The sequence below is a fragment of the Streptomyces caeruleatus genome, from assembly GCF_001514235.1.
GTDB lineage: Bacteria > Actinomycetota > Actinomycetes > Streptomycetales > Streptomycetaceae > Streptomyces > Streptomyces caeruleatus.
In genome coordinates, this window is record NZ_KQ948926.1 from 472503 (window position 1) to 487010 (window position 14508).

Annotated in this window: 13 protein-coding genes and 3 pseudogenes; 7 read left to right on the forward strand and 9 right to left on the reverse strand. The window is 69.0% G+C overall.

Going from position 1 to position 14508, the window contains the following annotated elements; genetic code table 11:
* Positions 1 to 95: 95 nt before the first annotated feature.
* The gene (locus AQJ67_RS10935) at positions 96 to 275 is read right to left on the reverse strand and encodes a DUF6104 family protein (RefSeq protein WP_030049542.1); all 180 of its coding nucleotides are present in this window, start codon (positions 273 to 275) and stop codon (positions 96 to 98) included.
* Between the two features lie 83 nt (positions 276 to 358).
* Positions 359 to 1204, reverse strand: a complete 846-nt coding sequence (locus AQJ67_RS10940) for a hypothetical protein (protein WP_062717926.1) — start codon at positions 1202 to 1204, stop codon at positions 359 to 361.
* A 171-nt stretch (positions 1205 to 1375) separates the two neighbouring features.
* On the opposite strand from AQJ67_RS10940, the gene AQJ67_RS10945 reads away from it, so the two are divergent.
* On the forward strand, positions 1376 to 2380 hold the full coding sequence (locus AQJ67_RS10945; RefSeq protein ID WP_062717928.1) for a DUF4097 family beta strand repeat-containing protein: 1005 nt from the start codon (positions 1376 to 1378) through the stop codon (positions 2378 to 2380).
* A 1-nt stretch (position 2381) separates the two neighbouring features.
* Positions 2382 to 3431 (forward strand): PadR family transcriptional regulator, encoded by a 1050-nt coding sequence (locus AQJ67_RS10950; protein WP_062717931.1) that lies wholly within the window; start codon positions 2382 to 2384, stop codon positions 3429 to 3431.
* A gap of 148 nt (positions 3432 to 3579) precedes the next feature.
* Here the strand turns inward: AQJ67_RS10950 and AQJ67_RS10955 are convergent, their stop codons facing one another.
* From AQJ67_RS10955 to AQJ67_RS10970, 4 genes are all read right to left on the reverse strand, one after another.
* The gene (locus AQJ67_RS10955; protein ID WP_062717933.1) at positions 3580 to 4134 is read right to left on the reverse strand and encodes a Clp protease N-terminal domain-containing protein; all 555 of its coding nucleotides are present in this window, start codon (positions 4132 to 4134) and stop codon (positions 3580 to 3582) included.
* On the reverse strand, positions 4134 to 4343 hold the full coding sequence (locus AQJ67_RS10960; RefSeq protein WP_030049537.1) for a helix-turn-helix domain-containing protein: 210 nt from the start codon (positions 4341 to 4343) through the stop codon (positions 4134 to 4136). The genes AQJ67_RS10955 and AQJ67_RS10960 overlap by 1 nt, the downstream gene beginning before the upstream one ends.
* Before the next feature lie 117 nt (positions 4344 to 4460).
* Entirely contained in the window at positions 4461 to 5423 is a 963-nt protein-coding gene (locus tag AQJ67_RS10965; protein ID WP_062717934.1) for a zinc-binding dehydrogenase, read from the reverse strand.
* A 349-nt stretch (positions 5424 to 5772) separates the two neighbouring features.
* A complete protein-coding gene (locus AQJ67_RS10970; RefSeq protein ID WP_062717936.1) occupies positions 5773 to 6996 on the reverse strand; it encodes an NAD(P)-dependent malic enzyme in 1224 nt (407 codons plus the stop codon).
* A gap of 696 nt (positions 6997 to 7692) precedes the next feature.
* Here AQJ67_RS10970 and AQJ67_RS10975 point away from each other — a divergent pair.
* The 4 genes from AQJ67_RS10975 to AQJ67_RS10990 all read left to right on the forward strand — a co-directional run bounded on the left by AQJ67_RS10975 (position 7693) and on the right by AQJ67_RS10990 (position 12340).
* Positions 7693 to 8643, forward strand: a complete 951-nt coding sequence (locus AQJ67_RS10975) for an ABC transporter substrate-binding protein (protein WP_062717938.1) — start codon at positions 7693 to 7695, stop codon at positions 8641 to 8643.
* 31 nt (positions 8644 to 8674) lie between these two features.
* Complete coding sequence (locus tag AQJ67_RS10980) at positions 8675 to 9631, forward strand: amino acid ABC transporter permease (RefSeq protein WP_062717940.1); 957 nt, start codon at positions 8675 to 8677, stop codon at positions 9629 to 9631.
* Between the two features lie 3 nt (positions 9632 to 9634).
* A complete protein-coding gene (locus AQJ67_RS10985; RefSeq protein ID WP_062717942.1) occupies positions 9635 to 10396 on the forward strand; it encodes an amino acid ABC transporter ATP-binding protein in 762 nt (253 codons plus the stop codon).
* 285 nt (positions 10397 to 10681) lie between these two features.
* On the forward strand, positions 10682 to 12340 hold the full coding sequence (locus AQJ67_RS10990) for an AfsR/SARP family transcriptional regulator (protein ID WP_208614941.1): 1659 nt from the start codon (positions 10682 to 10684) through the stop codon (positions 12338 to 12340).
* Positions 12341 to 12561: 221 nt separating this feature from the next.
* On the opposite strand, the pseudogene AQJ67_RS48560 reads toward AQJ67_RS10990, so the two are convergent.
* Positions 12562 to 12771 (reverse strand): annotated as a pseudogene (locus AQJ67_RS48560) (helix-turn-helix domain-containing protein); the annotation flags it as partial.
* Positions 12768 to 13022: pseudogene (gene tnpA, locus AQJ67_RS11000) on the reverse strand (IS200/IS605 family transposase); the annotation flags it as partial. The pseudogenes tnpA and AQJ67_RS48560, both read right to left, overlap by 4 nt.
* Before the next feature lie 107 nt (positions 13023 to 13129).
* Between tnpA and AQJ67_RS11005 the strand changes: the two are divergent.
* Positions 13130 to 13795, forward strand: coding sequence for a hypothetical protein (locus AQJ67_RS11005; RefSeq protein ID WP_062717947.1), 666 nt, complete (start codon positions 13130 to 13132; stop codon positions 13793 to 13795).
* Between the two features lie 292 nt (positions 13796 to 14087).
* Here the strand turns inward: AQJ67_RS11005 and AQJ67_RS11010 are convergent.
* Positions 14088 to 14498 (reverse strand): annotated as a pseudogene (locus AQJ67_RS11010) (SAM-dependent methyltransferase); the annotation flags it as partial.
* Between the last annotated feature and the right edge of the window lie 10 nt (positions 14499 to 14508).

Below are 14508 nucleotides of genomic sequence, written 5' to 3' on the forward strand. Positions count from 1 at the left end.
TTGGTTGCGGAAGTATGCGGGCGTCGCGCAGGAGTAGGCGGGTGTCGGCCGCGGGGGGGGGCGGCCGGGGCGGGCGCCGGCAGGTGACGGGATCCCTAGTCGTCGTCTTCGTCGTCCAGGCGGGCCAGCCACGTCGCCAGCCGTTCCACCGGCACCTCGAAGTCCGGGTTGAGATCGACGAACGTCCGCAGCTGCTCGGCGAGCCACTCGAAGGTGACCTCCTCCTCGCCGCGCCGCTTCTCCAGTTCCTCGATGCCACGGTCGGTGAAGTACAACTCTTGCTCCTGATACTGACGGGACAAGCCCTCGGGACCTACTCCCTCAGGGTATGCCGCGCCGTGCCGGACCTTCCCCGGCGTCAGTCGGGTACGTGCGTGAGGCCGTACGCCAGCCCCAGCGCGCCGTGCGCCAGCAGCACCGCCCCCGCCACGGCCCAGCCACCGCTGCGGCGCCGCAGACCCCAGACGGTGAGGGGCAGACCGGCCGCGACCTGGGCCAGGGCGAGGGCGGGTGAGCGGGGACCGCCGGCCCAGGGCAGCCAGGGGCCGAGGTGGCGGCCCTCGACGGCGTCGAGCTCCGCGCGCAGGGCGTGCAGCCGACCCGACCACGAGACCAGACGGATGTGCGGCTGGTCGCGGGCGGCCTCCTGGAGGCTGTCGGCGTCCTCGCCGGGGAGGAGGCCGACGGGCAGGGACAGGCCCGCGCGCGTGAGGACGGCGATCAGGCCACGCATGCGTGCCCGTGCGTCGGCCGCGGAGTCGGGGCGCGTCAGCGTTTCCAGGGACTGCATGTCCAGGACCGGGTCGAGCCCGAGCCGCCCGGCGAAGGTGCGCATGGCCTCGTCCTCGCCGGCCGGGGTGCCGTTGGCGAGCCACACGTAGCCGACGGGACGGCGGAAGCCGGAGGCCAGGGCGTATCCGGCGCGGTCGGCGTCCCACCACAGTGCGAGGACGGGCCAGGGCGCGCCGACGGCGAGGGCGGAGGCCCAGCCGGTGAGGACGCGGTCGACGGGTTCGCCGCCCCCGAGCCACGGCCGGCCCTCGGGAACGAGCACGCTCCACTCCCCGCCGGCCGACGCGAGCAGCATGTCCTCACGCAGCAGCCGGGCGGCGGGGGCGACGGACTCGGGCTCCGCGCGGCAGAGCAGCAGGGCGCCCGGGGCGGGGCGGGCCTGACGAGCGGTCCTGGACTGTTCCGTCGACACGACAACACGCTAGGCCGCTTTGTCCACCTCGCGAGATTTGTGATCACCAGAACGAGTGCCTTGACTTTCCCTCACCGCGATATATCGTGTTTTTCGTAAGACGCGATATGGCGTGTCGCGTTTCCCGTCCGGCCCGTGCGGCCGCGTCCGGTCGCCCAGGAGGTCCGCACCATGTCCGAGTGGTCCGTAGCAGAGCCCAGGAAGCTCACCTTCGACGAGCCGGTGAGCGAGCTCCGGGTGCGCGTCGTCAACGGAACGGTGAACGTCGTGGGGACGGACGAAGGTTCCGCCCGCCTGGAGGTCTCCGAGATCGAGGGCCCGCCCCTGATCGTCACCCAGCGGGACGGCACACTGACGGTGGCGTACGAGGACCTGCCCTGGAAGGGCTTCCTCAAGTGGCTCGACCGCAAGGGCTGGCGCCGCAGCGCGGTGGTCTCCCTGGCGGTGCCGGCCGGCACCCGCGTCGAGGTGGGGGTGGTCGGCGCCGGCGCGGTGGTCTCCGGGATCCACGGCCCGTCGGTCGTCAAGGGCGTCACCGGTGACACGACCCTCGTCGGCCTGTCCGGCCCGGTCCGCGCCGACACCGTCTCCGGGAACCTGGAGGCCCAGGCCGTCACCGGCGACCTCCGTTTCAACTCCGTCTCCGGCGACCTCACGGTCGTCGAGGGCTCGGGCCCTTCCGTGAAGGCGGACTCGGTCAGCGGCTCCATGATCGTCGACCTCGACCCGGAGGGCCCGACCGACGTCCGGCTGACCAGCGTCTCGGGCGAGATCGCCATCCGGCTGCCGGCCCCGGCGGACGCGGACGTCGAGGCCAACACCGCGAGCGGCAGGATCTCCAACGCCTTCGAGGGCCTGCGGGTGCACGGCCAGTGGGGAGCGCACAAGATCACCGGCCGCCTGGGCGCCGGCACCGGCAAGCTCCGGGCGACGACGGTCTCCGGTTCGATCGCCCTGCTGCGCCGCCCGCCGAGGGAGGACGAGCCGTGGGAGGCGGAGGCCTGGGAGGAGCCCGAGCCGCCGGCCACGGACCCGACGACCGACCCGCTGCCCCACCGGCACGACACCTCGGGGGACAATTCCGTCTCCGGCCAGGACACCGACGCGACGGACACCCCACCCCAGTCCGCACCCCACGCCCCGGCCGACGGCACGACCGACAAGAAGGTGCTCTGACATGCCTCCCGTCTTCGCCCACGGCCGCCTCCGCCTCTATCTGCTGAAGCTGCTGGACGAGGCCCCCCGCCACGGCTACGAGGTGATCCGCCTCCTCGAAGAGCGCTTCCAGGGTCTGTACGCCCCGTCGGCAGGCACCGTCTACCCCCGCCTCGCCAAGCTGGAGGCCGAGGGCCTGGTCACCCACACCACCGAGGGCGGCCGCAAGGTCTACGCCATCACGGACGCCGGCCGCGCCGAACTGGCCGACCGCTCCGGCGAACTGGCCGACCTTGAGCTGGAGATCAGGGAGTCGGTCGCCGAACTGGCCGCCGAGATCCGGGCCGACGTACGCGGCGCGGCCGGTGACCTGCGCCGCGAGATGCGAGCGGCGGCCTCCGAGGCCCGCCAGGGCAACGGCCCCCGGCCGGACACCCCCTTCTCCGACCTCTCCGACTACACCGACAAGGAGGCTTGGCGCGCCGCCAAGGAGGAGATGCGCCGCGCCAAGCAGGAGTGGAAGGAACAGGCCCGACGCGCCAAGGACGAGAGCCGCCGCGCCCGCGAGGAGGCCCAGCGCGCCCGACGCCAGGCCAAGGAGGCCCAGGACCGCGCCCGCACCGAGGCCCAGGAGGAGGTCCAGCGCATCGCCCGCCGGGTCCAGGAACACGTACAGGACCACTTCGTCCGCGGCGACTGGCCGACGGGCGTACGGGAGGGCCTGACCGAGCTGGCCAAGGAGTTCGGCGAATTCGGCAAGGACTACGGCAAGGAGTTCGGCCGCGACTTCGGCTTCGGCCGCCAGGACACCACGAAGTCCCCCCAGCACCAGCCCGACTACTCGGACACCCCCGAGGACTTCCCCGCCGACTACGAGCCCACCTGGGCCCACGAGCCCCCCACCGACGACCCGACCCGCGACCTGGACCGCCTGCTCGACCGCTTCCGCGACGACATCCGCGACGCGGCGAGGGACCACGGCGTCACCCCAGACCAGCTCAGGGACGCCCGCCGCCACTTGTCGACGGCGGCGGCCCACATCGGTGCCCTACTGCGCACGCCGAGGCAGTGACGCCGGCCCCCTGGGCGGTACGGCAGCCGCTTCTGCGGCACTGCCCGGTCCGGCGGCCCCCAGCGGGGCCCCGGGCCGGCACCCCGCCGACCCCCGCCGCCCACGTCCGCCCGCCCACGTCCGCCCGCCCGGACCCGCCCACTTCAACTCAACCGGCCTTGGCCTGTCCCCCGCCATACAGCACCCAGGTGACGGACTCGTACGTCACTCCGTGATCGGCGAGCACCTCGGCGGGCACGCCGGGGCGGCTCACGAGCGCCAGCAGGATGTGCTCGTCACCGATGTGCCGGTCCCGACGGGCGACTGCGATACGCAAGGCCCGCTCCAGCACATCCTTGGCACCCCGGCCGAACGACGGCCGCCCCGACCACCACCCCTTGTCCTTGGGGTTCCCGGACAACGCCCCGACCCCGTGCGCTTCCTCCACCCGGGCGACGATCTCCGCGACATCGATCCCCAGCCCGGCCAGCGCATCGGACTCGGCCTGGGACAGCCCGCCCCTGCGCCGAGCCTCGCCCAGTTCCCGCCGCACGGAGTCCAGCCAGGCCCCACCCCCGAGCGCGGCCAGCACGAACGAGCCCCGGCTCCCCTCCCGGTCGAGCAGGGCAAGCAGCAGATGCTCGGCATCGACGCTTCCCTCTCCGGCCTGCTCGACCGCCCCCGTCACCACCGCACGGGCGTCCTTCGTGAACCGCTCGAACATCAACGCCTCCCGTACTTCTTGTGCACGGCCTGCCTGCTGACCCCGAGTTCCGCGGCGATCTCCTGCCACGACCACCCCTGATTGCGCGCACTGCGCACCTGCACCGCCTCCAGCTGCTCCAACAACCGGCGCAACGCCGCTACGGCCCGCAACCCGACCCGCGGATCGCGGTCCCCGGCCCGCTCGGCAAGATCTGTGGCTTCACCCATACCGTCAACCTAAGTTGACAGAGCGGCCCTCGTCAACCCCAGTTGACAAACAAAAACGGCGGGCACGAGGCAAAGCCCCGAACCCGCCGCAAAGCGCAACCACCACTACCGGCACTGTCAGTTGGTGAGCACGATCTTCCCGAACTGCTCTCCCGAAGCCATCCGCTCGAAGCCCTCCCGGGCCCGCTCCATGGGAAGCACCTCATCGATCACCGGCCGCACCCCCGTGGCGGCACAGAAGGCCAGCAGATCCTCCAGCTCGTCCTTCGTCCCCATCGTGGACCCGACGACCTTCAACTCCAGGAAGAAGATCCGCGTGAGCTCGGCATGCGAGGGCCGGTCCCCACTCGTGGCACCGGAGATCACCAGCGTGCCCCCGGGCTTCAGCGACTTCACGGAGTGCGACCAGGTGGCGGCACCGACGGTCTCGATCACGGCATCGACCCGCTCCGGCAGCCGAGCCCCGGACTCCACCGCCTCCACGGCCCCCAGCTCCACGGCCCGCTTCCGCTTGGCCTCATCCCGGCTGGTGGCGAAGACCCGCAGCCCCGCGGCCTTCCCGAGCACGATGGCAGCGGTGGCGACGCCGCCCCCGGCCCCCTGCACCAGCACCGAGTCCCCGGGCCGTACGCCCGCGTTGGTGAACAGCATCCGATAGGCGGTCAGCCAGGCCGTGGGCAGACAGGCCGCCTCCTCGAAGGACAGCTCCTTCGGCTTGGGAAGCACATTCCACGTGGGCACGGCGACCTGCTCGGCGAAGGCCCCCTGATACCGCTCCGTCAGGATCGACCGCGGCTCCTTGGGCCCCACCCCATGCCCACTCTGTCCGATCACAGAGTGCAGGACGACCTCGTTGCCGTCCTCGTCGACCCCGGCGGCATCACAGCCGAGGATCATCGGCAACCGCTCCTCGGGCAGACCCACGCCCCGCAGTGACCAGAGGTCGTGATGATTGAGCGAGGCGGCCTTGACGTTGACGGTACTCCAACCGACGCGGGCCTCAGGGGCCGGACGCTCCCCCAACTCCAGTCCGGAGAGCGGCTCGTCGCGGTCGATTCGGGCGGCGTAGACAGCGAACATGACCTTGACGATAGGCTCCCCGGCCGACCGACGGAACCACGGCTCCCTGTGAGACACGCCCGCTTGACGAGCCACGAAACCTGATGTGCCCGGCGCACCCCCACGGCGCGGCACCCGCGTATGGCGGCAAGGGGACGAACCGCACTACGCGACCCCCCACGCACCGCAACAGGCCGCCGCAGGCATCCCCCGCCCCACCGCCGCAGGCACCCGCAGGCACCCCCCGCCCCACCGCCGCAGGCACCCGCAGGCACCCCACCCAATCGGCCGCACCCAAAAAGACGGCCCCGCCCACCAGGGCGAGGCCATCCAGCGCAGCTCAGTACAGCTCAGCTCCCGGCAGGGCCGGTTACCGCCGAGCAACCCCCTCCGCCCGAGCCGCCGCGGCCACCGCGGCAGTGACCGCCGGCGCCACCCGCTCGTCGAACGGCGACGGAATGACGTAGTCCGCGGCAAGGTCGTCCCCCACCACAGCAGCCAACGCCTCGGCCGCAGCGATCTTCATGCCCTCGGTGATCCGCGACGCCCGAACCTGCAGCGCCCCCGCGAAGATCCCCGGGAACGCCAGCACGTTGTTGATCTGGTTCGGGAAGTCCGACCGCCCTGTCGCCACGACCGCCGCGTACTTGTGCGCGACGTCGGGGTGCACCTCGGGGTTCGGGTTGGCCATGGCGAACACGAACGCGCCCTCGGCCATGGAGGCGACGGCCTCCTCCGGCACCGTACCGCCGGACACGCCGATGAAGACGTCCGCACCCTCCAGAGCCGCCTCCAGCGACCCGGTGATGCCCGCCTTGTTCGTGAACCCGGCAAGCTCCCGCTTGACCGACGTCAGGTCGTCCCGGTCGGCCGACACGATGCCCTTGCGGTCGGCCACGGCGACATCCCCGATGCCGGCCTCGACCAGCATCTTCGCGATGGCGACACCGGCCGCACCGGCCCCCGAGATGACGGCCCGCAGATCCCCGAGCCCCTTCCCGGTCAGCCGCGCGGCGTTCCGCAGCGCGGCCAGCGTGACGACGGCCGTACCGTGCTGGTCGTCGTGGAAGACCGGAATGTCCAGCCGCTCCTGGAGCCTGCGCTCGATCTCGAAGCACCGGGGCGCCGAGATGTCCTCCAGGTTCACACCGCCGAAGGACGGCGCGAGCCGCACCACGGTCTCGATGATCTCGTCGACGCCGGTGCAGGCGAGAGCGATCGGCACGGCGTCGACGCCGCCGAACTGCTTGAACAGAATCGCCTTCCCCTCCATCACCGGAAGGGAGGCCTCGGGCCCGATGTCCCCGAGCCCGAGAACGGCCGTGCCGTCGGTCACGACGGCGACCACGGACGACTTCCACGTGTAGTCGTGCACGAGCTCCGGCTGCTCGGCAATCGCGCTGCACACCTTCGCGACGCCGGGCGTGTACGCCAGGGACAGGTCGTCCTTGTCGCGGACCGGCACGGTGGCCTGCACGGCCATCTTGCCGCCACGGTGCAGCGCGAAGGCCGGATCGAAGGAATCGAGGGGTTCGACCCCGCCGTCCTGATCGGTATTGCCGCCGCTGCGAGGATTGACGATCTCCGCTGCCACTTTGTCTGACCCCTTAAGTGTTCATGGTTTGAGGGTGGGACCACTCCTGGTGAGAAGTGGGCGGGACCGCGTATGACCCTGCTCGTTGATACGTGCGACGTACGACGTACGGGCACATACGCGACGGGCGCGCCGCACACGCGCCCTGAGCCCCGGATGAGGGGTGTAAAGAACCTTCTTACCGGACGGACGCCGCCGACGACGAGTCCAATACGTGCAAGATCACATGACCGGAAGGGAAACACGCACGCGGACGACACGAATCGGACACGAGCCGATGACGATGCCGGTGCGATTCATGACCAAATAAGCCGACAATCGACGACGTACAGTGCAAAGAGTAACTGTCAAACGCAAAACAACCCGGCAGTCGGCCCCCAACGGGTCGCGGCCGATCCACAACTCGCGCACATCCCGGGATACGCCGAAGATCTTTCGGCCGGAAGGGCAGATTCCCGTAGAAGGTGCGGCCAGGATGTCCGACCTGAGGCGGTTCGGAAGTCACCCGTTATCCGATTTTGACATCGCGGGCGCCCTGAATGCCTAAGTCCGAATGGCAAGATGCCGTAATCACACGAGGTCGCTGCACTCGAAGGTGTGTGCTCTCGTCGACCTAGGAAACCAAGGCGTCGGCCGATCCCATCGGCGGGCGCCCGCCGAATCGGCAACTCCACCCATCCGCCGGAGGAACCCACCATGACCGCACGCTCCACCCGTCGTACGACCGCCACGCGCTCCCGGCTGGCAGCGGTCGGCTCGATCGCGGTCGCAGGCGCCCTGATTCTCACCGGCTGCGGTGACCAGACGAACAAGGACGACGGCGACACCAAGACCAACGCTGCCCCGCTGTTCGACAAGCTGCCCAAGAAGATCCAGGACGCGGGCGTCATAAAGGCCGGCACGAACGCCGAGTACGCGCCCATGGAATTCCAGGAGGGCGGGAAGATCGTCGGCGTCGACCCCGACATCGCCGCCGCGCTGGGCAAGAAGCTGGGGGTGGAGTTCCAGTTCACCTCCGGCTCCTTCGACAACCTGATCACCTCCCTGAACTCCGGCCGTTACGACGTGGCCATGTCCTCCATCACTGACACCCCAGAGCGCCAGGAGGGCCTGAACGACAAGGGCGACAAGCTCGGCCCGGGCGTCGACTTCGTCGACTACTTCGTGGCCGGCACCGCCGTGTACGTCCAGAAGGGCAACCCGAAGAAGATCAACTCGATCGAGGACCTCTGCGGCCAGACGGCGGCGGTGCAGCGCGGCACGACGTACGAGAAGGCGCTGCAGACCCAGTCCAAGGCCTGCACGGACGGCGGCAAGAAGAAGATCGACATCGAGTCGTTCGAGAACGACACCGAGGCCCAGACCCGCGTGAAGTCGGGCGGCGCGGTCGCCGGCGTCAACGACTACCCGGTGGCCGTGGACCTGTCCCGCAAGGCCGACGGCGGCAACGCCTTCGAGGTCGTCGGCAAGCAGGTCGCCGCCGAGCCGTTCGGCATCGCGGTGAACAAGGACAACAAGCAGCTCAGCGCGGCCCTCGAAGAGGCTGTCAACGCCATCATCGAGGACGGCACGTACAAGAAGATCCTCGAGAAGTGGGGCGCCGAGACCGGCGCCATCGACAAGGCCGCGATCAACGGCGGCAAGTGACCGTCCCGAGCAAGACTGAAGGGCAGTCACAGTGACTGACAAGTTCGACAAGGAGCAGGCCGACGCCAACCCGTCGGCCGCCGTCTCCAAGGACGGCGGGGCCCTCCCGCCCGAGGCGATCAAGGCCATTCCGGTGCGGCACTACGGCCGCTGGGTCAGCGGTGTGGTCGTGCTGGCCCTGGTGGCCCTGCTGGTCAACGCCTTCGCCACCGCCGAGAAGATCCAGTGGAACGCGGTCGGTGAGTACGTGTTCGACGACACGGTCCTCCCGGGCGCCGGCCGCACGCTGCTGATCAGCGTCCTCGCAATGATCCTGGGCGTGATCCTGGGCGTGATCCTGGCCGTGATGCGCTTGTCCAAGAATCCGGTGACGAGCTGGGTGGCCTGGGTCTACATCTGGTTCTTCCGCGGCACACCGGTCTACGTCCAGCTCCTCCTCTGGTTCAACCTGGCGCTGATCTTCCCGGTGCTGAATCTCGGACCGATCTACAAGGACGAGATGGTCGACGTCATGACCCCGTTCATGGCCGCCCTGCTGGGCCTGGGCCTGAACGAGGCGGCGTACATGGCGGAGATCTGCCGCGCCGGTCTGATGGCCGTCGACGAGGGCCAGACCGAGGCCTCGCACGCGCTCGGCATGAGCCATGCGAAGACGCTGCGCCGCATCGTGATCCCGCAGGCGATGCGGGTGATCGTGCCGCCGACCGGCAACGAGTTCATCAACATGTTGAAGACCTCGTCGCTGGTGTACGCGGTGACGTACAACGAACTGCTGCGCGCCACCTCCACAATCGGCTCCACGTCGTACGCCGTGATGGAGATGCTGTTCGTGGCGTGCATCTGGTACCTGGTCATGACCAGCGTGTTCAGCGTCTTCCAGTACTACCTGGAGCGCCGCTACGCCCGCGGCTCACTGCGCCAGCTGCCGCCGACGCCGTGGCAGAAGATCAAGGCCAACATGATCCCCCTCTCCAGCTGGCGGCGATAACCCATGAACGCAATGGTGAAGGCCGAGGGCGTCCGCAAGTCCTTCGGCGCGGTACAGGTCCTCAAGGGCATCGACCTGGAGGTGCAGACCGGCGAGGTGTTCTGCCTCATCGGCCCCTCCGGCTCCGGCAAGTCGACGTTCCTCAGGTGCATCAACCACCTTGAGAAGATCAACGCCGGGCGGCTGTACGTCGACGGCGAGCTGGTCGGCTACCGCCAGAAGGGCGACAAGCTGTACGAGCTCAAGGACAGCGAGGTCGCCCAGCAGCGCCGGGAAATCGGCATGGTGTTCCAGCGGTTCAACCTGTTCCCGCACATGACGGCCCTTGAGAACGTCATGGAGGCGCCGGTCCAGGTCAAGGGCACGAGCAAGGCCCAGGCCAAGGAGCGCGCACGGGAGCTGCTCGACCGCGTCGGCCTCGCCGACAAGGCCGGCAACTACCCCTCCCAGCTCTCCGGCGGCCAGCAGCAGCGCGTGGCGATCGCCCGGGCGCTGGCGATGGACCCGAAGCTGATGCTCTTCGACGAGCCGACCTCGGCACTCGACCCGGAGCTCGTCGGCGAGGTCCTCGATGTGATGCGGGACCTCGCGGAGGACGGCATGACGATGATCGTCGTCACACACGAGATGGGCTTCGCCCGCGAGGTCGGCGACTCTCTGGTGTTCATGGACGACGGCGTTGTCGTCGAAGCCGGCCGCCCGCGCGAGGTCCTGACGAACCCCCAGCACGATCGCACCAAGTCGTTCCTCTCCAAGGTGCTCTGACCACGTACGCGTTCATCGCCCCGCGCCCCGCCATGCACCTCTGTATGGCGGGGCGCATGGCGTCCTGCTCAAAGGTCTGCAAACAGCGAAGTCTTCAACGGGCAAAGAGTCAGGCTGCCCGGGCAACCCACAGGACGGATTTCGGACTCCCCATTGCAGTGACAGTTGATCGCTGAACACGGGGATGTTCCAGTGAAGTACCGCATACTCGGGCCATTGCACGTGCGTACGGAGACAGGGGAACCGCTGGTGCTACGGCGCCGCAAACCCCGTCTCCTGCTCGCCATGCTGCTGCTGTGCAACGGCCGCACTGTCTCCACACGCGAGTTGACCGACACGCTGTGGCAAGACGCACCGCCGGCGTCGGCCCGGGCCAATTTTCACTCCTATGTCTCGACTCTGCGCGAGCATCTGGGCGACACCCTGCTGACGGCCGCGCATGGCGGATACCGGGTTCAAGTCGCGACAAAGGACCTCGACGCGGCTCTTTTCGCCCACCTCGTCGCCAAGGCCCGTACCGCCGCGCGTACCGGCCGTCCGCAGGAGGCTGTGCGAGGCTTCACAACGGCTCTGAACCTGTGGCGGGGCGAGGTTCTGGAGACTCTGGAGATGACGCAGACCCTGCGGGACGAGGCAGCCGGGCTGCGGGAGTTGCGCCTGTCGGCCGAGGACGAGCTGATGGACGCGTACCTCGATGTCCGTGAACCGGCACACCTCGTCGCGGAGTTCAGGAAGCTGGTGCGTGCGGAGCCGTATCGTGAGCACCGGTGGGGCCGACTGATGACGGTTCTGCACCGTTGTGGGCGCGTCAAAGAAGCGCTGGCGACCTATCAAGAGCTGTCCGCCCTCCTCGACGGCGAGCTAGGGGTCGGGCCCTGTGAGGAACTGCGGGCGCTGCACGACCAGATCTTCGCGGCAGCCGACACAGGCCGGGACACGGTGTTCCCGCAGCCCCGGTGGCAGGGTCCACAGCCGTACGTCAGTGTTGTCGGACGAGAGCAGCAGCATGCCGAACTTGCTGCACTCACGATGCGGGGCGGGCTGGTGACCATCACGGGCCCCGGCGGCTGTGGCAAGTCAGCGCTCGCCCTGGCCACGGCGCAGACACTGGCCGCCCGTTTCGCGCACGGGGTGACTGTCATTGACCCCGCCACGGCCGGGACCATGGCCCCCGACACGCTGCCCGGCCCCGGCACCGGACGGCACACCCTTGTCGTACTGGACGACTGCGAGCACCAGCCGAGCGTGGCTGCTTTGGCCCGCAGGCTGCTCTCCCAGCCGGGCAGCACCGTGCTGGCCACCTCGCGGGCGCCGCTGCGCATCAGCGGAGAGGTGACGTGGCCGCTGGGTCCCCTGCCCACTCCGGTGGCGGACGAGGAGACAGCCGCAACCCGGTTGTTCGTGCAGCGGGCCGCGCAGGCGACCCCCGGTTTCCGCGCAGGCGTCGGGCACCAGGCGCTGGTAGCACGGATCTGCCGTAGCCTCGACGGACTGCCGCTGGCCATCGAACTGGCAGCGACCCGGCTGCGGGTTCTCTCCCTCCCCGAACTCGCCGAACGACTGGACACAGGCTTGGAGTGTCTGCTGGCCCCGGCCACGGGCGTACCCCGGAGGTATGAGAGCCTCACGTCCGCGTTCGTCTGGGCGCATGACCGCCTCAGCACGAACGAGCGACTGCTGTTGCGTCATCTTGCCCAGTGGGAGGGCGAGTTCAGCCTGGCCGACGTGGAAACCACGGTTGAGTTCCACCGCCAATCCGGTTGTGCACTTCAACTGCTGGCCGGACTCGTCGAGCAGTCATTCGTCCAATCGCAGGACACGCCTGACGGTCGCAGGCTCCGGCTGCTGGCGCCGGTACGGGCGTTCGTCGCGCAGGTGGCCGCGCAGGAGCGAGTTGGGGATCGCTGGGCAGTACTCAGAGCCGTTCCGGCGTCCACCGGGTAGCGAGCTGCTGAGCTCGCAGATCTCGCGCGCGCGACAGCCTGGTCTTCGTGACTCCACCCACGACTGAAGTCGCGGGCTTCCTGCGCCGGTGGCTAAGCCTCCGCGCAGAGGACCAGCCCGGCCCTGTGCAGGACGTTCAGCGCGCTCACGCGGTCGGCGTTCTCCACCAGACCGCGCGGGCAGGTGCGGGAGGTGTTGCGGGCGTCCACCGGGATCGCGCGGCGACCGGCACTCTCAGCCTTGTTCGCCAGGTCCTTGGGCTGCGCGGATTGGTCCCCGTACCTGGTGCTCCTCTTCGAGCTGTGCCGGTAGGCATCCCGGCGTTCCTGCAGGGCTCCGTTGTAGAGCGAGCAGTGATCGGCCGGCATGGCCCGCAGCAAGGCTTCCTGACCGGCGGTCGGCCTGAGCAGGAACTTGTAGGCACGTGTCAGCCCTGCGCCCCTTTGCCCTTCTTCCAGGGGCGCTCCCACTGGGTGTTGATGTACTTCTCCACCATCGTCGCGCTTACCGTGCCGGCCGAGGCGGCGAAGTACGACGACGACCACAGCGTGGGCATCCGTGACTTCAGATGCGGGAACTCGGTCCGCAGGACGCGGGAAGTGAAGCCCTTGAACTGGTTCGCGACATACGAGGCGGACGACTTCGGATCGTGCTTGACGAAGAGGTGCACGTGGTCCGGCACTTCACCCCGCCATACATATGTGCATGGCGGGATGCGTGGCTTCCGGCGCGATCATCACTGTCGCCCGGCGGCCGTTGAGTGCCGCCTTCTCATGAAGAGAGCAACGCATGAAGGTGAAGAAGAGGCTCCTCGCGGTGGTACCGCTGGCCCTGACGATGGTCGTCGGTGTGAACACGGAGGCGAACGCGGCCGACACCGCCAAGCACTGGTCGACCAGGACGTACAGCGGCGGTTTCTCCGCCTGGTCCGCACCGCTGGGCCGATGCGTCTCACTCAGCGTCACCGGACAGATGCAGTACCGCTGGTGGCTCAAGCAGCCCCACGGCAACCGCAAGGACGTCTGGATCGATCAGGTCAAGCTGAAAAACCCGCAACTGAAGATGATCGTCAGGGGTCAGTGCAACGGCGGCCACGCGGCGTACCGGAACGTGGACAGCATCAAGATGTCGCAGTACATCTACGACCGCGGGTGCAAGACCTCCACGGCCATCACCGTCAACGCCCCGTTCGCCATCGGCGTCACGCCGACCAGGGAGTGCGGCCGTTTCAAGGTGGCCAAGGCGTCGTCTGCGTGGAACAGGAAGGACCACGCCTACGTCCAGAACAACACCGGCACTCCCGTCACCTTCAAGCCGGACAACTGGGACGCCACCCCCCACCCGGGTCACAAGCAGATCTGCCTGCGGAACGACCTGTCCGCCCGGGTGGTCCTGGGCCGCCAGGACGACGCGTTCAGCAAGTCCATCAGCGTCTGCGCCGCGGTTTTCCACTAGGACAGCGTCCGGCTTTCACAAAGAGGCGGTAGGGGATCCCCGTACCGCCTCTTTCGCATGGTTCACCAAGGCAGCAGCTGACTTGGAGACGCAGGTGGGCTTCCAGCTGGGCGCCACTGTCCGTGGACTGGACGTTCAGGGTGCGGTTCATTGCAAGAGATGCTGAAGACGGCACCGCCGGCCGCCTCACCTTTGATGCACTCGATCCGCGCGGGCGTCGGCCTTCGCGGGCATCACATGGAAGGCGAGCACCACCCCTACGAGCCTTGGAAACAGGCCTCGCTTACGGGCCCTACTTCAGCGCCAGCAACAGCGTGTCCGAAGGCGAGCACCACACCGGCCGCGCCTCCCCGAACCCCTTCTCGCGGAGCACGCGCGCGTGCCACTCGGCGGACGGCATGTCGCCGTCGGCGTGCTCGCCGTAGATCGCGAAGCGCCGGGCCGTGGGTTCGGCGAGGACCGGGTCCTGCGCCGCCAGCCGCCACCACTCGGACCAGTCGAGGGCGCCGTCCGCCTTGGCCTGATCCATGCGGGCGTGGCGCAGGGCGCGCTCGGCCGCGTTGATCCGGGGCGTCGAGTCGTCGATCATGTGGTCCGCGTTCAGGAACACACCGCCGTCGCGGACCAGCTCCGCGATCTGACCGTAGAGGGCCGCGAGGGGTTCACGGTGCAGCCAGTGCAGGGCCGTGGCGGTGAGGAGCGCTCCCTAAACG

What these genes read in the sequence shown, in the direction of transcription:
- AQJ67_RS10945 (WP_062717928.1), top strand. Translation starts at nt 1,376, where the DNA reads ATGTCCGAGTGGTCCGTAGCAGAGCCCAGGAAGCTCACCTTCGACGAG.
- AQJ67_RS10950 (WP_062717931.1), top strand. Translation starts at nt 2,382, where the DNA reads ATGCCTCCCGTCTTCGCCCACGGCCGCCTCCGCCTCTATCTGCTGAAG.
- AQJ67_RS10955 (WP_062717933.1), bottom strand. Translation starts at nt 4,134, where the DNA reads ATGTTCGAGCGGTTCACGAAGGACGCCCGTGCGGTGGTGACGGGGGCG.
- AQJ67_RS10960 (WP_030049537.1), bottom strand. Translation starts at nt 4,343, where the DNA reads ATGGGTGAAGCCACAGATCTTGCCGAGCGGGCCGGGGACCGCGATCCG.
- AQJ67_RS10965 (WP_062717934.1), bottom strand. Translation starts at nt 5,423, where the DNA reads ATGTTCGCTGTCTACGCCGCCCGAATCGACCGCGACGAGCCGCTCTCC.
- AQJ67_RS10975 (WP_062717938.1), top strand. Translation starts at nt 7,693, where the DNA reads ATGACCGCACGCTCCACCCGTCGTACGACCGCCACGCGCTCCCGGCTG.
- AQJ67_RS10985 (WP_062717942.1), top strand. Translation starts at nt 9,635, where the DNA reads ATGAACGCAATGGTGAAGGCCGAGGGCGTCCGCAAGTCCTTCGGCGCG.
- AQJ67_RS10990 (WP_208614941.1), top strand. Translation starts at nt 10,682, where the DNA reads ATGCTGCTGCTGTGCAACGGCCGCACTGTCTCCACACGCGAGTTGACC.
- AQJ67_RS11005 (WP_062717947.1), top strand. Translation starts at nt 13,130, where the DNA reads ATGAAGGTGAAGAAGAGGCTCCTCGCGGTGGTACCGCTGGCCCTGACG.